Annotated in this window: 14 protein-coding genes, 1 tRNA gene and 1 pseudogene; 8 read left to right on the forward strand and 8 right to left on the reverse strand. The window is 66.5% G+C overall.

The genetic code is table 11. From position 1 onward, the window contains the following. Positions 1-315 precede the first annotated feature (315 nt). A pseudogene (locus B1400_RS10185) lies at positions 316-442 on the forward strand (IS256 family transposase); the annotation flags it as partial. 570 nt (positions 443-1012) lie between these two features. Here B1400_RS10185 and B1400_RS02855 read toward each other — a convergent pair. Both B1400_RS02855 and B1400_RS02860 read right to left on the reverse strand, forming a co-directional pair. After that, positions 1013-2284, reverse strand: coding sequence for a glutamate-cysteine ligase family protein (locus B1400_RS02855; protein WP_095612957.1), 1272 nt, complete (start codon positions 2282-2284; stop codon positions 1013-1015). Between the two features lie 196 nt (positions 2285-2480). Further along, entirely contained in the window at positions 2481-7253 is a 4773-nt protein-coding gene (locus B1400_RS02860; RefSeq protein WP_235607289.1) for an acyl-CoA dehydratase activase-related protein, read from the reverse strand. 507 nt (positions 7254-7760) lie between these two features. Between B1400_RS02860 and B1400_RS02865 the strand changes: the two genes are divergently transcribed. Continuing rightward, the gene (locus B1400_RS02865; RefSeq protein ID WP_157909621.1) at positions 7761-8846 is read left to right on the forward strand and encodes a hypothetical protein; all 1086 of its coding nucleotides are present in this window, start codon (positions 7761-7763) and stop codon (positions 8844-8846) included. A 31-nt stretch (positions 8847-8877) separates the two neighbouring features. Here B1400_RS02865 and nrdG read toward each other — a convergent pair whose 3' ends face one another. Next, the gene (nrdG, locus tag B1400_RS02870; protein ID WP_095612992.1) at positions 8878-9624 is read right to left on the reverse strand and encodes an anaerobic ribonucleoside-triphosphate reductase activating protein; all 747 of its coding nucleotides are present in this window, start codon (positions 9622-9624) and stop codon (positions 8878-8880) included. Positions 9625-9870: 246 nt separating this feature from the next. Then, complete coding sequence (gene nrdD / locus B1400_RS02875; protein WP_095612959.1) at positions 9871-12264, reverse strand: anaerobic ribonucleoside-triphosphate reductase; 2394 nt, start codon at positions 12262-12264, stop codon at positions 9871-9873. 358 nt (positions 12265-12622) lie between these two features. Here nrdD and xseA point away from each other — a divergent pair, with 358 nt between their 5' ends. Together xseA and B1400_RS02885 are read left to right on the forward strand one after the other, a co-directional pair. Continuing rightward, the gene (gene xseA, locus B1400_RS02880; RefSeq protein ID WP_095612960.1) at positions 12623-13945 is read left to right on the forward strand and encodes an exodeoxyribonuclease VII large subunit; all 1323 of its coding nucleotides are present in this window, start codon (positions 12623-12625) and stop codon (positions 13943-13945) included. A gap of 73 nt (positions 13946-14018) precedes the next feature. Beyond that, positions 14019-14363: an exodeoxyribonuclease VII small subunit gene (locus tag B1400_RS02885; protein ID WP_095612961.1), complete on the forward strand. Its 345-nt coding sequence runs from the start codon at positions 14019-14021 to the stop codon at positions 14361-14363. A gap of 232 nt (positions 14364-14595) precedes the next feature. On the opposite strand, the gene B1400_RS02890 is transcribed toward B1400_RS02885, so the two are convergent. Then, entirely contained in the window at positions 14596-15609 is a 1014-nt protein-coding gene (locus B1400_RS02890; RefSeq protein WP_157909622.1) for an endonuclease/exonuclease/phosphatase family protein, read from the reverse strand. Between the two features lie 300 nt (positions 15610-15909). On the opposite strand from B1400_RS02890, the gene B1400_RS02895 reads away from it, so the two are divergent. After that, positions 15910-15985, forward strand: a tRNA-Arg gene (locus B1400_RS02895). A gap of 234 nt (positions 15986-16219) precedes the next feature. Further along, on the forward strand, positions 16220-16942 hold the full coding sequence (locus tag B1400_RS02900; RefSeq protein ID WP_095612963.1) for a DUF4391 domain-containing protein: 723 nt from the start codon (positions 16220-16222) through the stop codon (positions 16940-16942). 225 nt (positions 16943-17167) lie between these two features. Here B1400_RS02900 and B1400_RS02905 read toward each other — a convergent pair whose 3' ends face one another. From B1400_RS02905 to B1400_RS09915, 3 genes are all read right to left on the reverse strand, one after another. Next, positions 17168-18136 carry a Ppx/GppA phosphatase family protein gene (locus B1400_RS02905; protein WP_095612964.1) on the reverse strand — a complete coding sequence of 323 codons (969 nt, stop codon included), beginning with the start codon at positions 18134-18136 and terminating at the stop codon, positions 17168-17170. Positions 18137-18254: 118 nt separating this feature from the next. Further along, on the reverse strand, positions 18255-19391 hold the full coding sequence (locus tag B1400_RS02910; RefSeq protein ID WP_095612993.1) for a pyridoxal phosphate-dependent aminotransferase: 1137 nt from the start codon (positions 19389-19391) through the stop codon (positions 18255-18257). Positions 19392-19567: 176 nt separating this feature from the next. Then, the gene (locus B1400_RS09915) at positions 19568-20173 is read right to left on the reverse strand and encodes a very short patch repair endonuclease (RefSeq protein WP_407641060.1); all 606 of its coding nucleotides are present in this window, start codon (positions 20171-20173) and stop codon (positions 19568-19570) included. Between the two features lie 565 nt (positions 20174-20738). On the opposite strand from B1400_RS09915, the gene B1400_RS02920 reads away from it, so the two are divergent. Both B1400_RS02920 and B1400_RS02925 read left to right on the forward strand, forming a co-directional pair. Then, entirely contained in the window at positions 20739-21875 is a 1137-nt protein-coding gene (locus B1400_RS02920; protein ID WP_095612965.1) for a Gfo/Idh/MocA family protein, read from the forward strand. A 176-nt stretch (positions 21876-22051) separates the two neighbouring features. Next, the gene (locus tag B1400_RS02925; RefSeq protein WP_095612966.1) at positions 22052-23500 is read left to right on the forward strand and encodes a hypothetical protein; all 1449 of its coding nucleotides are present in this window, start codon (positions 22052-22054) and stop codon (positions 23498-23500) included. Positions 23501-23539 lie beyond the last annotated feature (39 nt).

Consider the following 23539-nt stretch of genomic DNA (forward strand, 5'->3'; position numbering starts at 1 on the left):
CTCGAGGCCGGCAGGGAACTCAAACGGCTCGCCGATGCGCTCACCCGCATCCACGACGCCGACCACGCCGCACGCTGGGGCGAGGCGCCCGACGCATGGCGCGAACGTTGGCGGCACATGCTCACCGAACGCACCTTCGCCCGCGAGCACCCCGACGACCCCAGGGCGGCCACGTCCAGAAGCGGCTGGTGGTGGACGCACCTGCGGCTGCGCCGCGCCTACTTCAGGCTCGAACGCCTCTTTCGCAACGGATCCCTGTTCTGCTTCCTCGAGCCCGAACTGCGCACGTACGGGCCGGTGCCGCGCGACGGCAACCGGCTCGAGGGCGGCCTCAACGCCGCGATCAAACGCATGCTGGTCAACCACCGCGGCATGCCCGAGAACCACATGCGCCGCGCCTGCGAATGGCTGTGCTACATGAAAAGCGCCAAACCAGACCCCACCCGCATCCTCAAGGAACACGACCAGCATGCCGCCGGCACCGATACCGACAACGCCGATGACGAATCGACGACACAACCCACCCTCGGCAACGGCATCGACTGGAACGAATTCCACAGCCCCACCCGCTACCCCAACAGCACCGACTAGAAGTCTAAAACAACACGTTCAGTTCCTATATGCCCTATATGCCAACGGCACCGACTAGAAGTCTAAATCAACACAAAATGACCTATATGCCAAAATGACCTATATGCCTAGAAGTCTAAATCAACGCAAAATGACCTATATGCCAATAAGTAACATATTATATAAAAACGGGGGGAGCATAAGCTCCCCCTTGCGGAAATCTCCGTTAGCATTCAAGATGGCTATCAAGTCCATCCTTACTGGAAATTAGCAGTTTCTAGAATAATCGCCGCCGAAAGTATTGTCAAATTGACGTCAGGTCATTCATCGTCGTTGCCTGTCCGTAGCTGCAGACCTCCTAAAATCGTCGCACGCTCACTCAATAGATTCAGTGCACATCCTATGCTGCTGGAGCAGGAGTCGCGGTACAACGACCACAGACCTACCCCTGCCTTACCTCGGGTCGCATCGCATCCCCCGGCACCTGATCAAGCGTGTCGCCCACGCCCAAGACCTCCGCCCAGTACTCCATCGGCCGGTCGTACGGCTTCGCGTCTCCCCCGCGCGACTGCAGCACGGCCTTCGCGGCGTGCACGTCCTCGCCGGTCAGACCGCTGAAATACGATTTGAGCCTGCCGCGGCGCTCCGGGTCGTAGAACAGGTCGCCGACGATCTGCGTGAGCCGCTCGGCGCGTTCCACCGGCAGCGAATCCCAATGCCGCATCTCGATGAAGTTCTTCAGGCGCACGTCGTTGAAATGCGTCGAGAGCACATGGTTGATCTCGTAGGCGTTGAGCTCGCGGTCCGGGTAGACGTCGGCCGCGTTCGAGGAGAACGCGGCGAACTCGAGTTCGTGCTCCGGCCGCCCCTTGTATTCGGGCGTATGCGTCAGGTCGGCGAACATGAGCGGCGTGCTGAGCACGTCGGCCGCGTAGTCCTCCCAGCCGAAACGCTCATCGTAGAGTCCCGGCGTCACGTTCGTGCGCTGCACGTCGAGATAGTCCCACATCCGCTGGCGGCACAGCGGCCATGGGTTGCGTTCGCCTTCGAAATACGGGGTGTTGCGGAAGAACCATGCGAGGATCGGCCCGATCGCGGTGCCGAGCCGCATCTTGTCGATCGCGTCGCGTTCGCTCGTGTAGTCGATGCTCACCTGCGTCGACGCCGACGCGCGCATCATGCACGGGCCGAATTGGCCGACGCGTCCCAGATACTCGTTCATCGCCGCGTAGCGTCGTTTCGGGTTGAGCGGAATGTCGGCGTACGACGTCTTCGGCTGGTAGCCGTAGTTGACGAGGCGGAATCCGAGCTCGTCGAGGATCGGCTGCGCCTCCTCGATGAACCGCCCGTGCAATGCGCGCAGTTCCTCAGGCTTGTGCAGGATGCCGATCGACGTTTCGATCTGTCCGCCGGGTTCGAGCGAGACCGCGAGTCCTTCGCGGCCCAATCCGACCAGATGGTCGTCCTGCCAGTATTCCTGATCGGCGTCGTAGTACGGCCGCAGGCGCCGAAGCAGCTCCTCCACGCCGTTCGGCTCGCCGTAGGTGACGGCCGTGTCGTCGGCGTTGTGCACCGGCAGATGTTCAATCTCCACGCCGAAGCCCCCGGTTCCGGGCGCGGAGCATCCCTCTTCGAAGAAACGGACAAGGCTGCGCACATGCTTCGGATTCGGTTCGGCGAGCAGATGCGCGTATGAGACTCGTGGTGTTGTCATAAGTGCCCATAGTAACGTGCACGAACGGGGACACGGCGCCGCTGTTCTAAAACTTCCTGATAATCTGTACAAATTTGCCGGCATTACGACGACCTACGCCGTCGAGCATCCGTCCGTATGCGACGACGTCCCGCCCGCGCGCATGGTTCCATCAACCCGTCCGCCGCCGACGCGGAGCGGCGAAAACGGCCGTGCGTCAGTGACGCGCGGCCTTCTTCGCCGCCGCGATCATCAGCTTGATCCTGTTGAGCTGGTTCGCCTCGCTCGCACCCGGATCGTAGTCGATCGAGACGATGTTCGCCTCCGGGTACATCCTGCGGATCTTGCCGAACATGCCGCGCCCGGTCACATGGTTCGGCAGGCAGGCGAAGGGCTGCGCGCAGATGACGTTCGGGCAGCCGGATTCGATGAGCTCGACAATCTCGCCGCTCAGAAGCCATCCTTCGCCGGCCTGCACGCCGATCGACGTGACGGTCGCCGCCTTCCTCACGAGCTCGCCCATCGGCAGGTCCTTCTCGAACTTGCCGCCACTGGCGTCGAGCGCGTCGTGCACCGGTTTCATGTAGGCGTGGATGACGCCCTTGAACGCGCCCATCAGCGCCTTGTTGCGTCCCATGCCGATGTTGTGCGCGTTCCATTCGTTGATGTACGGGCGCATCGTCATGAAGTCGATGATGCCCGGCACGACGGCTTCGCAGTCCTGCGATTCGATGACGTCGACGACGTGGTTGTTCGCGTCCGGATGGTATTTGACGAGGATCTCGCCGACGACGCCGACGCGCACCTTGCGCGGCACATCGCGCAGCGGCAGCGCGTCGAAGCTGCGCACGATGCCCTTGACGAGCGCCGCGTACGTCCAGTGTCCGCGCCCGTAGAGCATCTTCGCGGTGCGCGAGTTGCCGTGGTCGAGCAGCGTCTCGCGCACGATCGTGTTCCAGCGTTCGTACAGCCGGTTCGCGCTGCCCGGCCGCTGTTCGTACGGCCGCACACGGTAGAGGCATTTCATCAGCAGGTCGCCGATGATGAGCGCCTTCGCCGCCCGATGCAGCAGCGGCACCGTCGGCGTGAAGCCGGGGTTGTCGACGAATCCCTGCGTCGAGATCGCGAGCACCGGGATCTGCGGATATCCGGCGTCGATGAGCGCCTTGCGGATCAGGCCGTAGTAGTTCGTCGCCCTGCACATGCCGCCGGTCTGCGAGATCGCGAGCGCCGTCGTGTCCGGATCGTAGCGTCCCGATTTGATGGCTTCGACGAGCTGTCCGACCGTCATGATCGCCGGGTAGCAGGCATCGTTGTTCACGTATTTGAGTCCGGTCTCCACGTCGGTCTTGTCGGCGTGCGTGAGCACGTCGAATTTGTAGCCGCTGGCGCGTACTGCGGCTTCGACGAGGCTGAAGTGGATGGGGCTCATCTGCGGCGCGACGATCGTGTGCGTCTTGCGCATCGCCTTCGTGAACGGCACATGCTGCGCGTAGTTGCTCATCGTGGCTTTCTGCGCGCGCGCATGCTTGGCTCCGTCGGCGCTGCGCGCGCCGAGGATCGCGTCGAGCATCGCCTGACGTCCGGGCGTCGGCGCCATCGTGCCGGTTTTGCGGAACGTCGATGTCGGCTGTGTGGACGCCGTCGTCAAGGTCGTCGCCGATGTCGTCGGACGTGCGACGGCCGTGTCGGCGACGGCTTCGCGCGAGTCGCTGCGCCCTTCGCGTTCCTCGACGGCGGCTTTGAGCGAGCGCAGTCGTATCTTGGCTGCGCCGAGGTTGCTCACTTCGTCGATCTTGAGCATCGTGTACACGTCGGCCTTGTCGGCGAGGATCTCGGCGACCTGGTCGGTCGTGATCGCGTCGAGGCCGCAGCCGAAGGAGTTGAGCTGCACGAGTTCGAGGCCCGGCCAGTGGGCGACGAAGTCGGCGGCCTTGTACAGGCGAGCGTGGTACGCCCACTGGTTCATGACGCGCAGCGGCAGTTTCGTTACCTTGCGGTCGTCGACGTGGCGGAAGCCGTCGGCGGCGTGCGCATGCGGATCGTCCTCCCCTTCGGCGAGGAACGCGGTCAGGTCGGGCTTGTCGCCGGGGTTCAGCCAGCTGACGGAGTCCTCGGAGAGGACGACCATGCCGAGCGAGCAGATCGTCTCGGGGATGCCGTGGTTGATTTCGGGGTCGACGTGGTAGGGGCGCCCGGCGAGCACGATGCCGCGGCAGTCGTGTTCCTTCATGTAGGCGAGTGCGCGCAGCCCCTCCTGCTGCACGTCGTGTTTGAACACCTTGTCTTCGGCGTAGGCGGCGGCGACGGCCAGTTCGGCCTCGTCGCGCGTGACGCCCGCCCAGGCGAACTCCTCGACGATGCGGTCGACCATGAGGTCGTGTTTGGACAGGTTGAAGTAGGGTTTCATGAACCGTACGCCGTCCTCGCGCAGCCGCGGCATGTTCGCGTCGACGACGACCGGGTAGTTGGCGACGATCGGGCAGTTGAAATGGTTGTCCGATTCGGGCACGAGGTCGTCCTCGAAGCTCACGCACGGATAGAAGATCGTCTTGACGCCCTTGTCGAGCAGCCATGTGATGTGGCCGTGGACGAGTTTCGCCGGGTAGCAGATGTTCTCGGACGCGATCGATTCGATGCCGGTCTCGAACAGTTCGTGGTTGCTTCGCCCGGAGATGACGACCTTGAAGCCGAGCGACGTGAGCAACGTGAACCAGAACGGGTAGTTCTCGTACATGTTGAGCACGCGCGGGATGCCGATCTCGCCGCGCGTCGCCTTCTTGTCGGTCAGGCGCCGGTAGGCGAAGGCGCGCCTGTACTTGTAGTCGTAGAGGTTCGGGCGGTCGCTGCGCTTGCGTTTCGCGTCGCCGCCGCGTTCGCAACGGTTGCCGGTCACGTAGCGCGAACCGTCGTGGAACGTCGTGATCGTCAGCTTGCAGTGGTTCTGGCACAGCTTGCACACGTCGCGCTCGGTCGTCATGCTCAGTTCGTCGAGCGCGTCGCCGGTGAGGATGCTCGAGACGGTGTGCGCGGCGCCGGCGACGGTCGCGACGTGCGCGGCCGCGTCGTCGGTGTCGCCGTCGGTGTCGTCGGCGACGTCGTCGTAGTGCATGCGCGCGGTGAGCGCGGCGCCGTACGCGCCCATCAGGCCGGCGATGTTCGGCCGCGTCACCTCGCGTTCGGTGAGCAGTTCGAAGGCTCGCAGTACGGCGTCGTTGAGGAACGTGCCGCCCTGCACGACGACGTTGTCGCCGAGCTCGCCCGAGTCGCGCAGCTTGATGACCTTGTACAGCGCGTTGCGAACGACCGAATAGCACAGGCCGGCGGCGATGTCCTCGATGCTCGCGCCCTCCTTCTGCGCCTGTTTGACCGACGAGTTCATGAACACGGTGCAGCGCGAGCCGAGGTCGACCGGAGCCGTGGAGTTGAGCGCGGCCTGCGTGAACTCCTCGATGCTCAGTCCCATCGACTGCGCGAAGGTCTGCAGGAACGAGCCGCAGCCGGACGAGCACGCCTCGTTGACGGCGATCGAATCGATGACGCCGTCGTCGATCGCGAGGTATTTCATGTCCTGGCCGCCGATGTCGATGACGGCGGTGACTCCCGGGCATGTCATCTCGGCGCCGCGGTAATGCGCCATCGTCTCGACGACGCCCTCGTCCAGATGCAGGCCGGTCGTGATCAGACCTTCGCCGTAGCCGGTCGCGCAGCTGCGCGCGATCCACGCGTCCGCCGGCAACTCCTGCTGGACGCGCCGCACGATGTCGATCGCCGCGGTCAGCGGCGAGCCGTCGTTCGTCGCGTACGAGCTCCAGACGATCTCGCGGTCGTCGTTGACGAGCGTCGCCTTGATCGTCGTCGAGCCGGCGTCGATGCCGAGGAAATGCGGGCCGCGCGCGTCGGCGAGCGTGCCCACGCGCACATGTTCGCGATGGTGGCGGGCGTCGAAGTCCTCGCGGTCCCGCCCGCCTGCGAACAGCGGCGGCATCGTCGCCGTGTCCGCGCCCAGATTGGTCAGCTCGTCGAGCGCGGCGATGATCGAGTCGAGCGTGCGCGGCGGATAGTCGTCGGCATGTTCGATCTGGTCGGGTTCGCCGGCGGCGAGCGCGGCGCCGTACGCGACGTACAGATGGGCGTCCTCGGGTGTGACGAATTCGTCGACCTTGCCGTCGAGCGCACGGCGGAACGCCTCGCGCAGCTCGGACATGAAGAACAGCGGACCGCCGAGGAAGACGACGGTGCCGTGGATCGGACGGCCGGCGGCGAGGCCGGCGATCGTCTGCGTCGCGACGGCCGTGAAGATCGATGCGGCCAGGTCGGGTTTGGCGGCGCCGTCGTTGATGAGCGGCTGCAGGTCGGTCTTCGCGAAGACGCCGCAGCGCGACGCGATCGGATACAGGTTCCCGTAGCGTTTCGCCATCTCGTTGAGGCCGGCCGCGTCGGTGTCCAGCAGCGTCGACATCTGGTCGATGAACGCGCCGGTGCCGCCGGCGCATGAACCGTTCATCCGCTGTTCGGGCGTGGGTTTGAGATAGGTGATCTTCGCGTCCTCGCCGCCGAGTTCGATGATGACGTCGGCCTGCGGGATCTGCTCGTCGATCGCGCGCGTCTCGGCGATGACCTCCTGGACGAACGGCACATGGACGGCGTCGGCGAGCGCTAGGCCGCCGGATCCGGTGATCGCGAGCCGCACGGGTTCGCCGGCGCGGCCCCGTTCGGCGAGGCTGTGTTCGATGTCCTCGAGCAGGCCCCGCATCGTGGCGCGCACGTTCGCATGGTGGCGGCGGTAGTCGGCGAACAGCGGCGCGTCGAGCGCGTCCGAATCGTCGAGGACGACGGCTTTGACGGTCGTCGAGCCGATATCGAGGCCGATGCGCAGCGGACGGCCGGCGGTGGTCGTCGCCGGGCGCGCGGCATCGGTTCGCGCCGTTGGCGCGCTCTCCCCCGTCGTCACGTCGTCGATCGGCATCTGCTCCTCCGGATGAACCATCACTACCTCATTCGTCATTCACTCGCGGCATTCGCCCGCGACGCCCGGCAATGGCGTGATTCCACCATTTGCGCCCGGTATGTCGGGTTTCGTCGCCCTCGGAGACCCGCATATGGCAATCATTACAGCATAGTCAGCCCTCGGTACGTTCGCTTCGGCACGAGCGGGCCTGATTAGGTGCGTGCCCGGTTCGGGTGTCTGCGACGCGTCCGCGGCGGCTCTTTCAGACGTATCTGCGTTGAGAGGGAGCAACTTCTCCGCATATGCCGAGTATCAGCGTTCCTCTGCATTGAAAACAGGCGGTTCTCAGGGCGTATACTCGTCATATCCTCCGAAGTTGCTCTCCCTCAACGCAGATAGGTGCCATAAGCGAAGCGACACTGCTAAAATCACCGGTATCGAAAAGCCGTGCATCGCGCGCAAGGCGCCCGACAGGAACGCCGCCCGACGTGAAGGCGCCGGGACATGGCGCGCAAGCAGACCGCAGACCAGCATACGGGGGTGCCCATGTCCGAACGCAGATACGAACCGACCGATCCTGAGGCTCCGACATCCGACGACACCGCCGCGTTCCCCGCAACGTTGGCGCCGACGGAGGCGATGCCTCAAGCCATGCCTCAGACGATGCCGACGACACGCATCGACATCGAGGAGCGGATCAGCGAAAGCCCCGCCGCGGTGGCGCTACCGCCGCGTCCGGCCGAACCGGCCCCCGTCAGTTTCCCGCCGGCGGAACCGCCGTCCGCTGACAATGGGGACGCTGGCGGCGACGGTGCGGACGGGGGCGCAAACCCAGGAAAGCCGCGCAGAAGGTGGCCGATTGTCACGGCGATCGTCGTCGCCGTCGCGCTCATCGCCGGCGTATGCGGCGCGATCGTCTACAGCAACAAACATGCCGAGGCGCTGCTGCGGTGCCGCACGGCGGTCAGCGATTTCAGCGATGCGCGCAAGAAGCTCGTCGACACGACGAAGAACCTGTCGTCGACGCAGCAGTGGGTGCTTGACGCGCTCGGCGTCAACGGCATGATCGACGCGGTCGCCGACGCCGCGGGTGTAGCCGAGCAGACCGTCTCGACCGAGGGATGCGCGGCGAACGCGACGATCACGCAGCTCAACCTCGTCGCCGACACCGTCAGCAATACGACCGATTCGCTCAACAAGTCGGTCGCCGAGATCACGAAGCAGCAGGAAAAGCAGCGCGACCTGCTCGGCAGCGGCGACTGGAAGAAGAAAGCGATGGAGTGGCTCGGCGGCTCCGGTTCGGACGAATCTGGCGACGCGACAACCGACGGCGCGGACAGCGGCAAGACCACCGACGACGCGGACGACGACACGTCCGCGGCGAAGAAGGGATTCAAGGATTCGCTCGAACATGCGAAGGGACTGCTCGCGTCGGTCAAGCAGCAGTACGGCGATTCGGCGGCCGGCAAGCGGATCAGCGATGGCTTGCAGTCGGCGATCGACGCGGCCGAAAAGCTCGACCTGTCGCCGATCACGAATTCGAAGATCTACAAGGCCGCCAAGGTGACGCTCGACGAGGCGATCTCCACCGTCAGCAACTGGATCGACTCGCAGGCCGCGAAGGCGCGGTAGCGTCGGGGCGCCCACGTGTGGGGTGCCCGCTTCAGCTCGCGTCGCCTTCGCCGGCGGCGCGCTCGTGGCCGTAGATCTCCGGGATGAAACGCTCCTGGTCGTGCAGCTTGCTCCAGATGACCACTTCGCCCTGCTCAAGCGACGCGGACACGTCGATGATCCGCTGGTTGCGCGAGCCGCGGAACTGCAGCAGCGAATCGTGCTGATCCTTGAGATAGCGGCCGTCAACGAGGATGTCGATCTCGCGCAGCAGCTCCATCTTGTCGACGCTCTCCCCTTCGCGCATCAGCTCCTCCCACGTGTATCCGGTCCAGCACCAGATGTCCTTCGTATGGCCGAAGCGCTCGCGGATTTTGCGCGCGAGCGGCAGCAGCACCCCGGTGTTGAGCAGCGGCTCGCCGCCGAGGAACGTGATGCCCTGCACGAAGCTCTGCGCAAGGTCGTCCATGATCTGCGCCTCGAGCCGGTCGTTGTATTCGTGGCCGGCCTGGAAATCCCAGATCGACGCGTTGTAGCACTGCTCGCAGTGGAATGGGCAGCCGGAGACGTACAGCGAACAGCGGATGCCTTCGCCGTCGGTCATCAGGAAGCGCTTGTAGTCGGCGATCATGTTGTGGCTCATCCGCTCGCTCGTCCACTGCCCCGCCTTCGGATTGTTCGCCAGCGGCGTCGGGATCCCCGGCCCGCGTCCGCTTTCCCCGGCGGCGAAGTCGTGCAGCCGCGGCTTCTTCCTCACCGGCTGCGCGGCGGCGAGCGGCGAATCCGACACGTCCGTCATCGCCTCGGTCGATGATTCGACGACGCTCGCCGATCCCTCGGCGCTCGTCGTGCCTTCCGTCCTACGCCATTCCTGGGCCATGTCCCATCCTCCCCTGTGCGCCTGCCGCGCACCGTCTGCCGATCCGTGATCGTATATCGCGAAAATGGGGCGGCCATACGACCGCCCCATGTGTCCATGTGTCCATCCGAGCCTGCTCACCGGTCATCCGCGCCGATTCATCGGCCGCGCATGACCGTCAACGACTCACTTGACCTCTTCGTACCATTCACGCGTCTCGCCGTCGGCGAGCGTGACGTGTCCGGTCTCGCCGGCCATGTGCTTGACACGGTGCGCGATCTCCTCGTGGCGGCCGTGCACCATCGGACGCTGCACCGGGTTGCCGAGATAGCCGCAGGTGCGCTTCGTCACGTTGCACTTGTCGGGGTCGGAGTTGCCGCACTCGGGGCACTTGAAGCCCTCCTCGGTCGGCTCGAAGTCGCCCTGGAAGCCGCATTCGAAGCAGTGGTCGATCGGCGTGTTCGTGCCGAGGTATCCGATGCCGATGTTGTACGCGTAGTCCCACACCGCCTCGAGCGCCTTCGGGTTGGCCTGCAGGCACGGGAATTCGCAGTAGTTGATGAAGCCGCCGGACGCGTAGTACGGGAAGTCCTTCTCGTAGTCGAGCTTCTCCATCGGCGTCGGCTGCAGCCACACCGGGTAGTGGAACGAGTTCGTGTAGAAGTCGTGGTCGGTGACGCCTTCGATCTCGCCGAACTTCTCGCGGTCCATGCGGTTGAAGCGGTCGGTGAGCGATTCCGCAGGCGTCGAATAGACCGAATAGTGGTAGCCTTCGGCGGCCGACCAGTCCTTGCACAGCTGGTTCATGCGGCGCACGATCTCAAGAGCGAACTCCTTGCCCTGCGGATCCCAGCCGTGGTCGCGCATCCAGTTCTTGCCGTAGAACACGGCCGTCGCCTCATACAGGCCGATGTAGCCGAGCGAGACGGTCGCGCGTTCGTTGCGGAAGAGCTGATCGACGTTGTCGTTCGCGTCGAGGCGGCCGAAGGCGCCGTAGCGGAACAGCGTCGGCGCGTTGACCGGCGTCGCCTGCTTGCAGCGCATGATGCGGAACTGCAGCGCCTGATGCGCGGTCTCCATGCGCTCGTCGAACAGTTTCCAGAAGCGTTCGACGTCGCCGTGCGATTCGAGCGCGATGCGCGGCACGTTGACGGTGACGACGCCGAGGTTCATGCGGCCGTCCTCGACGTCCTCGCCGGTCTCCGGGTCGATCCACCCCTGCAGGAACGAGCGGCAGCCCATCGGGGCCTTGAACGAACCGGTGATCTTGACGATGTTCTCGTAGAACACGACGTCCGGGTACATGCGCTTCGTCGAGCATTCGAGCGCGAGCTGCTTGAGGTCGTAGTTCGGGTCGCCCGGATCGGCGTTGACGCCGTGCTTGATCGTGAAGACGAGCTTCGGGAAGATCGCCGTGTGGCGGTCCTTGCCGAGTCCGCGGATGCGGTTGAGCAGGATCGCGCGCTGGATCTCGCGGGCGAACCAGCTCGTGCCGAGGCCGAAGCCGACGGTGACGAACGGCGTCTGGCCGTTGGAGACGCGGTTCGAGTTGATCTGGTACTCCATCGTCTGCATCGCGTCGTAGATGGCCTTGCGCGTCATGATCTTCGCGTAGATCTCACGCAGCTGGTCGATTTCAGGAAGATCCTCATCGAAGGCGGTGTCGGCCGGCAGCGGCTCGCGGTTCTCGAAGTGCAGCCATTCGGGTTCCTGAGCCTTGAGTCCGCGGACCATGTCCTCGGCGACCTCGATCGGCATCGAATCGGGGATGAGCGCCTGCGCCATGTTGAGGTTCTTCGCGTAGTCGCGCTTCGCGTACTCCTCGAGCATCTCGTCGGCGCGGTTGACGGTCTGGCCGCCGTACTGCGCGCCCGCGATGTCCTTGATGATCTGCGTGATCTGCGTGGCTGCCGTGCCGATCGACTTCGGCGAGTCCATCATCGCGTTGCCGAGCGCGAACCCGTGGCGCAGCATGTCGCCGAAGTCGGGCAGCGAACAGTTGTTCATCGACGTGAACGGCGAATAGTCGGCGTCATGGAAGTGGATGTCGCCCTTCATATGGGCGTTGGCGACGGCGTCCGGCAGCATCGAGAACGCCGACGCCTTCGAGACGGCGCCCGCGAGCAGGTCGCGCTGCGTCGCGTAGACGTTCGAGTCCTTGTTCGCGTTCTCGCGCACGAGCGACTCGTCCTTGTTGACGAGGCGCTTGACGGCTTCGTTGATGTCGGTGGCCTTCGCGCGCTGGATGTCCTTGTTGAGACGGTAGGTCGTGTAGGTGCGCGCGACCTCGTAGAGATGGTCGTCGATGAGCGCATGCTCGACGAGGTTCTGGATGTCCTCGATGCGCGCCGGGCCGTTGTAGCGTTCCTTGATCTCGCCCTCCACCTGATCGGCGATGTCGGAGATCATGCGCTCCTCTTCGGGACCGACTTCCTTGTTCAGGTCGGCGAACGCGGACTTGACGGCGACGATGATGTTGACCGGATCGAAATCGACGATGCGGCCATCGCGCTTCTCGACGAGTACCTTCGCCGCGGTCTTCGGCTGCGTCATCGGCGCCTCCAGAACCTCTGCTTCCATTCGCTGTTCCTTTCTCGGGGCCGGGCGGGCCGGCTCATGCTCGTGCGTCCGTACTGCGCCGGACGTCTTGCTGACTGATAAGACTGTACGCCCTTCCCGCGAACGACGCGCCGCTATATGTAGTGCGTCAGGAGCCATGCAATCACTAGATATGGAACTTTCGTTGGAAAATCGCCGAAACGGCTTCGATGCGGCCCGAGTGTGGCCTTCGTCACTCGACGTGGTGTTCGCTGAGCGGAAATCATCATAGCGACACCGTTGCCGCACGCGCCATGAAACGCCATCGAGACGGCGGAATCAGCGTTGACACGCCGTGCGGCCCGGGCGCGATGTCCGTTCGCTGATGGAACCTAGGACCATGTCTTGGAACAACGGATACGGCATGGGAACACAGCCCTCGGGCACCCCATGGACAGGCGCGGACGGCGCCGCCGGCGCCCCGCGCCCGCTCGACCAGCTGCCGAAGTACGCGCGCGACACGACCCCGGAGAACCCGTGGCCGGTCAACCTGCTGAGCCGCAAATGGCATGACGTGATCGACCGCTGGCCGACGGTGTGGATCGAAGGGCAGATCGTCGAGATCAACGCGCGCCGCGCGACGTCCGTGTACATCACATTGCGCGACAACTTCGAGGACGTCTCGATCTCGGTGAACGGCTTCGGCGCGTTCGCGCAGATGGCGCGCGGCTTCAAGCAGGGCGACCGCGTCGTCGTGCACGGCAAGGCCGACCTGTGGGTCAAGCAGACGCGGCTGAGCCTGCGCGGCGACGACATCCGCAAGGTCGGCGTCGGCGACCTCAAGGAGCAGATCGACGAGCTGCGCCGCAAGCTCAAGGGCGAAGGGCTCTTCGACGCCGCGAACAAGGTGCCGCTGCCCGAGTTCCCGAAGAACATCGGCCTGATCTGTGCACCGCAGGCGAGGGCGGAGGGCGACGTCATCACGAACGTCATGCTGCGCTGGCCGACCGTCGACTTCACCGTGCAGCACGTCCATGTGCAGGGCCCGCAATGCCCGCCCGAGGTCGTCGACGCGATCCGCAGGCTCGATGCCGACCCGAACGTCGACGTCATCATCGTCGCGCGCGGCGGCGGCAGCTTCGAGGACCTGATCGGATTCTCCGACGAAGGCGTCGTGCGCGCGACCGCCGCATGCGTGACGCCGATCGTCTCCGCGATCGGCCATGAGGACGACTGGACGCTCATCGACCTCGCCGCCGACGTGCGCGCGTCGACGCCGACCGATGCGGCCAAGCGCGTCGTGCCCGACGTGCGCGAACAGCAGCAGCTCATCGCGAACGCGATCGGCACGATGCGCATGCGCATCGGCGCGATGGTCGACAACGAGACGCGGCTCGTCGAGGGCTATGCGAACCGTCCGAGCCTGACGCGGCCACAGACGATGCTCGACCCGTACCAGCGGCAGATCGACGACGCCGTGCGCACGATGCGCATCGGCCTGACGCGAATCGTCGACGACGAGCAGCTGCGCGTCGAGAAACTCGAGGCGACGCTGCGCGCGCTGAGCCCGCAGTCGACGCTCGACCGCGGCTATGCGGTGCTGCAGACCGCCGACGGGCACGTCGTCGACGACGCGGCGACGCTCAAGGCCGGCGACGAGATCACCGTCACGTTGCGCCGGGGCGCCGTCGTCGCGCAGACGACGAAGATCGTCGAACCGTAAACCCCGCGCGACGCACGCGCAAACACATAACGCAATCGATACAGCAGCCATCAACCAGCACGAAGGAGCAGCCATGGCGGAGGAAACCATCGAAGTCACCGCGACGGAGACGACCGAGACGACCGAGGACACGGCGGCCGAGCAGCCGCAGATCGCGTCGAGCCTGACGGCGCAGGAACGCGAGGTCATCGCGAACATGCCGTACGAGGAGGCGCGCGACAAGCTCATGCAGGCCGTGCGCGCGCTCGAGAACGGCGGCCTGAGCCTCGACGAGTCGATGCGCCAGTGGGAGATCGGCGAGGCGCTCGCCCAGCGCGCGCAGTCGCTGCTCAACACGGTGCGCGCGAAGCTCGACGCCGCACAGGCGCAGCAGGCGCAGACCGCGGCGACGGCGGGCACGCAGTCGAATCTTCAGTAAGCGGCCGATGCGCTGCGGCGGCGGACGCCAAGCGCATCGAAAGCGCAGGCCAAACGGGGTGCATACGACTGCATACGACGCGGTCGCGTGCATCCCGTTGCATTTCCGCGGGAGGATCGGCGCCGCGATCACGGGGCTGCGCTTCCGCGCGGTGGGATTCGCGGGAAAAACGCAGCAGGCTCTTCGCGGATGCCAGACGCCGTCCGGAGCACATGCGTCGCGCGACGCGCGGCTACTGCGCGAACTCGAGCGTCGCGAGCAGCGCGTCGTGGTCGGCGCCGGGGATACGGATCGTCTTGATCTGCCCGACGCGCACGTCGCGCTCGGTGACGATGTGGTCGATGCCGGCGCCGGCGGGCACGAAACGCATGTTCGACGGCCAGGTGAAGACGAGGCCGTGGCCGCTCGTCATCGACGCGTCCCGGAAACGTTCGCCGAGGAGACGGCGGAACGGGGCGTGGTCGGTCGTCGCGTTGAAATCGCCCATGAGCACGTAATGCACGTCGGTGCGCGAGCGCAGCGCGTCCATCTCGTCGAGCGATCGGCGCCACAGATCCCATGTGCTCGCGCTCGGCGACGTCGTGTGCACGCTGACGAAGCGGACGGGAAGGCGGCCGCCGCCGAAGAGGACGGTGCCGGCGGGCATGTCGGACGCGCTCGAATCGAACTCGGCGTCGGTCGGCGCATCGAGCGGCGCCGATGAGAACAGCGCGTTGCCGAAGTAATGGTCCGCCGATCCGACCGTCGAATGCGGCAGATAATCGTAGATTCCGGCGTTCGCGAGCTCCTTGAGGAAGGGTTCCGTCGTCTCCTGCAGCGCGAGCACCTCGACGCGTTGGTCGCGCACGGCGTCGACGATGTCCTGCGCGTTCGCCTGACCTTTGTAGACGTTGCAGGTCATGATGCGTGCGTACGCGTCGTCGGTGGATGGTTTGACCTGTGCGACGGCGGCCATCGCGGCGCCGCTGAGCGGACGGTCGCTGCGGAAGTACGGCAGCTGCCACCACACCTGCAGCCCGATGCACGCGCAGGCGACGACCGCCGTGAACCAGCGTCGCGAGATGCAGGCGAGGACGAACGAGACGAGCGCGACGAGCGCGAACCACGGCGACAGCGAGATCACATACGGCACGTACGGCAACGATTGCATGTCCTCGGGCAGCAGCCGCGCCGCGCAGCCGAGCAATGCGACGATCGCGAGGATCGCCGCGAGCGCCGCCAGAACCGGATGGGTGTGCCGTGTCATGCGTCTCCTTCTGTTGCCGTATCCGTATGCGCGGTCCCGCGCATACATGTTGCGCCGCGCATCCGCAGTCCGACGGGCGCGCTGATGCGCGTCCGTCACGAGCGACGCGCCGACGGATGCGCATCGGTGGTATTTCGCGATTGTTTGCGCATCCGCAGGGTGCCGCCCGTCGATGACGTGTTCCACACTAACGGAGTCCGGGACGCGCGCGTATCGTCCGCACGGTTGATTTTTCCGGGAAGGTCGTGCGGCGCGCGGTTGTGCCGGATGCGCGATGGTGTGTATAATGTCGGGTTGTTCGCCCTGGTAGCTCAGTGGATAGAGCACCGCTCTCCTAAAGCGGGTGTCGCGCGTTCGAATCGCGTCTGGGGCACCATCAGCCGCGCCGGCCTCCTCGCCGACGCGGCTTTGTCGTCTCCGCCCCGCCCCTCGCCGACTCGGGCGAACGCAACCGGCGTCCCTTCCACCCACAACGATCGCAAACAACGATGCCGGCGAACATGCTCCGAACATGAGATGCCGCAGCCTGCGGCGTCCACGCGACGGTACAGTGGATGACGGCGGATGGCGGCATCCGTCACGTATCAACCGTTACGAAAGAAGGCCCACGATGACGATGGCCGCATGTGGCTCCCTGACCGCCGAGACGCTCGGCCTCTCCCCCGCGACCGCGTTCCCGGCGGCCAAAGGCGTCCTGCCGAAGGGGCTGTTCGCCGCGAAGGCGTCCGCTCCCCTGTCCGCGAAGACGAAGCAGCATCTGGTGCACGCCGTCGACTCGATCACGATGCTCGCGCTGCTGCGCCCGTCGAACACCGGCCTGGAGGCGAGCGCGCGCATGCCGGAGATCCTCGTCCTCGGCGTCAAGCTCGCCGACGGCGTGCGCGAGACGCCGGACGACGTCATCGAGCTCATCGCCTCACAGCGCAAATCGGGCATCGTCTTCGCCGTCGTGCGCACGGCGGCGCATGAGGGCACGACGCGTGAGGAATGCCAGTTCGCGGTGCGCCGCGCATTGCCGGGCCGTGCCGGCCACACACCGACCTTCCGCGTCTTCCACGGTGCGTGGGAGCCGTGCGGTGAGGCCTTCCTCGACGTCAACGGCGCGACGATGGACGAGCTGTGGGCGTCGCTGTGCTCGCAGATCATCCTCGGCTCCGTCGACTGCGCCGATCTGGACGCGCGCATCGCCCGCGCCGAGCGGATCCGCCAGCTCGAGGCGGACGTCGCGAAACTGTCCGCCGACCATGCGCGCGCGAAGTCGCCCGCCCAGCGCAACGAGATCTACGCCAAGCTGCACAAGGCGAAGAACGAACTCGCCGCGCTGACGAACTGACGCACGCACACCGCTCAGACCCGCCGACCCCGGCCACTGCCAATCCTGATTGACCCGACCGATCCGCCAGACCCGACCGATCCGCCAGACCCGCTGACCCCGCTCGACCCGCCGACTTGACCGATCCGTCTGACCGTGACCGATCTGCCGAGCCCGCCGAACCCGCCGACCGTTCCGCCCGTCTGGACTCTCCGCCCACCTGAAGCCGCCGCGCGCCGGCCGCGGTCAGAATCCGATCCGCGTGCGGCCGTACTGGTCGAGCCACCGCAGGATCGCGCCTTCGCGCAGCGCCCACGGGCACACTTCGATCTCGTTGATGCCGAGAGCGTCCATGATCTCGACGGCCACGATGCCCGCGCCGACGATCGACCCGGCGCGGTCCTGCGTGATGCCCGGCAACGCGGCGCGCTGCGCCGGCTCGATGCTCGCCAGCCGCGGCAGCCAATCCTCGAGCTGTTCACGCTCCACCGACAGCGCGTCCTCGCGTCCCGGCTGATGGATGACCGACCCGGCGAGACGCGCGAGCGAACGGATCGCCTTCGACGTGCCCACCGCGTGGCTCGTGTAGTCCTCAGCCGGGATCGCGCCGACGAGGTCGGCGATGCGTTTGCGCACCTTCTTGCGCGCCGCCTCGAGCTCCTTCGGCGTCGCCATGCCGCCGGGAAGGTAGTCGCGCGTGACGATGCCGGCGCCGATGCGCGCGCTCGTCGCGCCCGACGGCTCCTCCTCGGAGCCGAGCGCCACCTCGAGCGAGCCGCCGCCGATGTCGATGACGAGCAGCCGCCCTGCGTCCCACCCGTACCAGCGGCGCGCGGCGAGGAACGTGAGCCGCGCCTCGTCATCGCCGGAGAGCACGGTGATGCGCTGTCCGACGATCTCCTCGATCCGGTGCAGGATCTTGTTGCCGTTCGGCGCGTCGTGGATCGCCGACGTCGCGAGCGCGAGCAACTGCGAGATCTGGTAGCGTTCGGCGAGCTGCATCGATTCGTCGACGGCGTTGAGCAACGCGTCGACGCCGGCCTTCCTGATCGACCCGTCCTCTTTGAGGAAGTCCATGAGCCGCACCGTCGTCTTCGTGCTCGCCTCCGGTTCGGGCCGCGAGCCGACGGCGGCGTCGACGATGAGCATGTGCACGGTGTTCGAGCCGATGTCGAGCACGCCGAGTCGGGTGGAATGCGTTTTCGAATTCGCCATACGTCCTCTTCTTTATTGTGTTGTCGAGGTTCCTATGTTGTTGCAGTGCCTGTGTTTTGCGTCGAGGTCGTGTTCCGTTCCGGCCCTTCCCGGCCGTCTGACGGGGAGCCCGCGGCCGTCACCGTGCGCGCAGTCCGCCGACGAAGGTCTTGAGACGGCTCAGGCCCTCGCGCAGCGCGTCGCGGGACGCCGCATACGACAGCCGCACATGGGTGTCCGCCGTCGCTTCGCCGAAGTCGGCGCCCGGCGTCAACGCGACATGCGCCTCGGTGAGCGCGCGTTCGCAGAACCCGGTGGCCGTCAGTCCCGTCGGGCTCACGTCGAAGTAGGCGTAGAAGGCGCCGTTGGGCTCGACGTCGACCGGCAGTCCCAGATCGGCGAGCCCGTCGACGACGATGCGGCGCCGTGCAAGCAGCTCGAGCCTGCGCTGTTCACTGATGGCGAGCGCCTCGTCGTCGAAGCACGCCATCGCCGCCATCTGCGTCGGCGTGTGCGCGCTGAGGAAGAAGTTCGCCGCGAGCCTGTCGACGGCGTCGACGACGCCGTCGGGCACGACGAGCCAGCCGAGCCGCCAGCCGGTCATGCCGAAGTACTTCGAGAAGCTGCTGCAGACGATCGCGTCCGGGTCGATGGCGAGCACCGACGGCACGCGGCTGCCGTCGGGCTCGACGTCGGCGAGGTCGAGGTAGGTTTCGTCGACGATGCGCCATGCGCCGCGCTCGGCCGCGTAGTCGCATACGGCGCGCAGCGTGTCCCGTTTGATCGTCGTGCCGGTCGGGTTCGACGGCGACGTCACCATGACGGCCGTCGTGCGCTTCGACCAGTGGTCGTCGAGCAGCCGCGGCGTCAGATGGAAGCGCGTCGCCGCGCTCGTCGGCACGTCGACGACGACGCCGCCGAAGGAACGCACGAGTTCGCGGTTCGTCGGATACGACGGGTCGGCGATGATCACCTCGTCGCCGTCGTCGACGGTGAGCGCGGCCGCGAGCAGCAGCGCCGACGAGCCGCCTTCGGTGATGACGATGCGCGCCGGGTCGACGTCCACGCCGTGCTGCGTCGCGTAGAACCGCGCGATCTTCTCGCGCAGCTGCGGCAGTCCGCGCGATTCCGCGTACGGCAGCGGGCGACCGTCGTACAGGTCGCGCATCGCCAGACGCACCGGCTCGGGCGCTCCGTAGTCCGGCTGTCCGACGTTGAGTTTGATGACGTCGTCGCCGGCGGCGATCATGACGTTCGCGCGCTCGCCGATCTGCATCGCACGGAACGGATGCACCTCGCGAGCGCGTTTCGACAGCTTCGGCAGCGGCCGCGCCGCGTCGTCCGTCGGGTGCGGTTCGTGCCAGTCCGCCGTACGCCGTCCGGCCTCGGCGTCCTGCGCGCCGCCCCGCCCCGTCGTCTTGTGCGCCGTATCGTCTCCGCGCGCTTCATCCGTCATATCGTCTCCTTGCCGTCGCCGGTGCGCCGCGTCCGGGACATGTGAGAGTCCGCGGCGTGCTCCACCGCCTTCATTGTGCCACCACTCCCGCACACCGCGTCGGGCGGCGCCTGCCCGTCACGGCCGCCGTCGACGATCTGTTCGACGAGACGTTCGAGCCGGCTTGCGCGCGTCGCGTCGCCCAGTTCGCACTCCCACACGTCGATGACGCGCCAGCCCATGCGCCGCAGCTCGTCGTGCTGGCGCCGGTCGCGCTCACGGTTGCGTTGCAGCTTCTCGCGCCAGAACGCCGTGTTCGTCTTCGGCATCGTATGGCCGCCGCAGCCTTCGTGCATGTGCCAGAAGCAGCCGTTGACGAACACGATCGTGTGGTATTTCGACAGCACGACGTCCGGATGGCCCGGATAGCGCCTGTCGTTCTTGCGAAAGCGCATGCCGCGGGCGAACAGGTAGCTGCGCACGATGCGTTCGATCGACGTGTCCTTGCCGCGGATGCGCGACATCGTGTAGCTGCGCGTCCCCTTCGCGTACTTCGTCTTCCCCTTCGCCGCCCGTCGCCGGCGCGCCGGCGCGGCCGAGCTCGACGCCTGCGACGCCGACACGCCCCTCTCCGCCGTCCGCTTCTCCTCGGTGTCCTTCTGCACGGTGTCCTTCTCCGCGATGTCCTTCTCCGCGATGTCCTTCTCCGCGATGTCCTTCTCCGCCGTGCCCTTCGCTGCCGATGCCGTCATGTCGCCCACACGGCCATCGTAGCGGGATCCATGCGCATGCCCGTCGCCCCCAATCCTCCTCCCCGCCCCCGATAGGCCGCGCATGCGCGATGCGCATGGCGGCGGAGCGGTGCTGGCCTCCGCGCGCGCATCGGGCGACCGTCGCCTTGGTTGGTGTGTTTCGCGGTTGGGGCGGGGAACGCCGCGCACATATGGGGCGGCATATGGGGCGCGGCGTCGCCGGCGCGCGCCCTCAGCAATCCGCGAACGCGAGGACCGCCGTTGGTCGATATGCCGGTTGGTGCGCAAGCGCGCACCGGTTTTGCGCTCGCAGGCAACATGACCGCCCCGACGCCGACACGCTAGCGTAGGAAGCAGAATGATACGACGACCGCGGCCTACGCAGCGACGCCTCGCGACGGCGCAGGACGCCGTCACCGACCCAAAAGGACCCGACATGACCGACACGACCCACGACGACCCGACCCGGTCCGTCCCGAACGACCAGAACACGCAGCCCGAGCCCGCGGCGGCGACCGCCGCGACGGCGCACACGACCGAAAACGAGGCGCCCGACGTCTCGCGTCCACTCAACGTGGCGATCCTCGGCGCCGGCCGCATCGCGCAGTCGATGGCGCGCACCCTGACGATGATGGCCGCCGACGCGCGCTACGCCTCGCTCGTCACGCCGTACGCGGTCGCGTCGCGCTCGGCCGCGAAGGCGCGCGCCTTCGCGCAGCAGTTCGGACTGCGCACCTCCTTCGGCTCCTACCGCGGCATGCTCGCCGACCCGGACGTCGACCTCGTCTACATCGCCACGCCGCACCCGCTGCACGCCGAACAGGCGATCGCCTGCATGCGCGCCGGCAAGCATGTGCTCGTCGAGAAGCCCTTCGCCGTCAACGTCGACGAGGCCCGGCGCATGCTCGACGTCTCGTCGGCGACGAACCGCTTCTGCGGCGAGGCGATGTGGACGCGCTTCATGCCGTCGCGCCTCATCATCGACCGCGTCGTCGCATCCGGCAGGATCGGCGCGATCACGTCGGTCGCCGCCGACCTGAGCTATCCGATGACGCACAAGAAACGCCTGACCGACCCGAATCTGGCCGGCGGCGCGCTGCTCGACGTCGGCGTCTACCCGCTCAACTTCATCGACATGGTCGTCGGCGACCGCGAGATCACGAAGATCGTCACGTCGATGACGCCGCTGCCGACCGGCGTCGACGCGCAGAACGCGACGACGCTGTACTTCGACGACGGCACGATGGCGAACGCGACGTCGTCGATGATGTGCGCGTCCGACCGCGCCGGCCACATCCGCGGCACGAACGGCTACATCGACTGCGCGAACATCAACGACGTCAGCGCCGTCGACGTCCACGCCGCCGACCATACGCTCCTCGACCACATCGACGTGCCGGCGCAGCTGACCGGCTACGAATACGAGGTCGCGGCGGCCGTGCGCGCGATCCGCGCCGGCCGGCGCGACTGCATCGAGATGCTGCACGCCGACACGCTGCGCATGCTTGCGCTCACCGACACGCTGCGCGCGCATTGGGGGCTGCGCTACCCCTTCGAGCCCGACGCCCGTTGAGGCGCGGCCGGACGTCCCACGACGAATAATGAGATGCCCGGGTACACAATGTAGGACATCCGCCAAGCGATCATCGGGAAGCTGCTAGCGTGACCTTGTGCGCATCCGCGCGCAAGCACGCACAGCCGTTATCGCGTGTACACGAAACCGCGAACATTGCATGCGGAGGAAACACCATGACGATGCGAGCCGAACGCTCCGGGCTGCTCAAATACCGTGAGCTCGCGCAGATGCGGGAATTCGTCGACCACGAATGGGGGTTCGCAGACGAATTCGACGGCCCCACCTTCCTGTGGGATCCGGCGATCAGCACCTGCGCGCGCCATGAAGACGCGCTGCGCGCCGACGTTCCGGTGGCGCCCGCCGACGAGGCCGAGCAGATCATCGACCGCCCGATGCGGTGGTACCTCGACGGCGTCGCCGCCGCCACGCCGGGCGCGCGGCGCACCGACGAGGGCATCGATGTGCCGCGCGCCGACATGCCATCCTTCCGTCTCGAATCGCAGGCGCTCGCCGGCGTCGACGCGGTCGTCGCGAACGCGACCGGCAGCAGCCGCTGGCTCGACGGCACACGCAACCTGTGCCGAGCGATCGAGCTGACCGCCCGATTCCTGGGCATGTGCGAGGACCGCAACCAGGAGGGACTCGAATACCTCAAGGAACTGCTGCAGATCACACGCATCTATCTCGACGCCGTCGCGCACCACGCCGATCCGGGCGTCGGCGCGCAGGCGCTGCGCATGGTCACGGCCGTCGCCTGCAACGAGGATTTCCGCCTCAACCCGATGCCGATGATCGAACTGCTGTCCTGCTGCCTGTCCTTCGCGCGCTACGACGACACCTGCGTGCACGCGTACGAGACGCTCGACACGGCGCTCGCCAGCATGGACGAGATGGCGCGCCGCTACGGCGAGGCGGCCGACGAGGACGCGCGCTTCCGTTCGATGATCGACGACGAGTACGCCTTCGAACTCGCCGACCTGTCCGGACTCGCCAACGACCTGTACGCGACGGGCCAGTCGGACCCGCAGCCCGACCGTCAGGACATGGAGCTGCATGCGCACTACCGTTTCCGCCAGGCGGTGCTGCTGCTGCGGCACGACCTGATGCGCATGGGCGGCGACGCGGACGGCGCGGACGCGCTGCTGCGCGAGCATGCGACGACGTCGCCTCTCGGCGACGCGTACGCGGCCCGGCTGATCCATGCGCGCCGTTGGAACGATCTGCTCGAGTTCACGTCGACGATGGTCGCCGACCAGAGCGCGCCGTTCCTCGTCATGTTCCCCGACGAACTCGTCCCCTACGACTGGGAGTCGCTCGAGGAGGTCGCGCTGCAGGCCCTCGACGACCGCCCGCGCCTGCGCGACCTGTACCGCGAACGGGTGCTGTCCTCCTTCGATGAGGACGAGATGCCGGCGTTGACGAATCTGCGGCATGTCAGCACGAACCGCGAATGGCGCGACCAGGTGGCGCGCATCGTCGAGATCTACCATCATGAGGGGACGCACGCCGTGCGCAACCGCGTCTACGAGCGGCTGCTCGTCATGCAGGGGCTGCGCGACGAGGCGATGCGTTATCTCGACGATTTCCCCGACGCGTGGCCCGATCTCGCCGAGATCCTGTGACGGGTCGGCGGCGAAGGCGCCCCTGAACCGCCCCGATAC

Source organism: Bifidobacterium italicum (assembly GCF_002286915.1).
GTDB lineage: Bacteria > Actinomycetota > Actinomycetes > Actinomycetales > Bifidobacteriaceae > Bifidobacterium > Bifidobacterium italicum.

Bases quoted from the DNA above. Each gene is read 5' to 3' on its own strand.
- B1400_RS02920 (WP_095612965.1), top strand. From the start codon at position 20,739: ATGACCGACACGACCCACGACGACCCGACCCGGTCCGTCCCGAACGAC.
- B1400_RS02860 (WP_235607289.1), bottom strand. From the start codon at position 7,253: ATGGTTCATCCGGAGGAGCAGATGCCGATCGACGACGTGACGACGGGG.
- B1400_RS02855 (WP_095612957.1), bottom strand. From the start codon at position 2,284: ATGACAACACCACGAGTCTCATACGCGCATCTGCTCGCCGAACCGAAT.
- nrdD (WP_095612959.1), bottom strand. From the start codon at position 12,264: ATGGAAGCAGAGGTTCTGGAGGCGCCGATGACGCAGCCGAAGACCGCG.
- xseA (WP_095612960.1), top strand. From the start codon at position 12,623: ATGTCTTGGAACAACGGATACGGCATGGGAACACAGCCCTCGGGCACC.
- B1400_RS02865 (WP_157909621.1), top strand. From the start codon at position 7,761: ATGTCCGAACGCAGATACGAACCGACCGATCCTGAGGCTCCGACATCC.
- B1400_RS02910 (WP_095612993.1), bottom strand. From the start codon at position 19,391: ATGCAGATCGGCGAGCGCGCGAACGTCATGATCGCCGCCGGCGACGAC.
- B1400_RS02905 (WP_095612964.1), bottom strand. From the start codon at position 18,136: ATGGCGAATTCGAAAACGCATTCCACCCGACTCGGCGTGCTCGACATC.
- B1400_RS02885 (WP_095612961.1), top strand. From the start codon at position 14,019: ATGGCGGAGGAAACCATCGAAGTCACCGCGACGGAGACGACCGAGACG.
- B1400_RS02900 (WP_095612963.1), top strand. From the start codon at position 16,220: ATGACGATGGCCGCATGTGGCTCCCTGACCGCCGAGACGCTCGGCCTC.
- B1400_RS02925 (WP_095612966.1), top strand. From the start codon at position 22,052: ATGACGATGCGAGCCGAACGCTCCGGGCTGCTCAAATACCGTGAGCTC.
- nrdG (WP_095612992.1), bottom strand. From the start codon at position 9,624: ATGACGGACGTGTCGGATTCGCCGCTCGCCGCCGCGCAGCCGGTGAGG.
- B1400_RS02890 (WP_157909622.1), bottom strand. From the start codon at position 15,609: ATGACACGGCACACCCATCCGGTTCTGGCGGCGCTCGCGGCGATCCTC.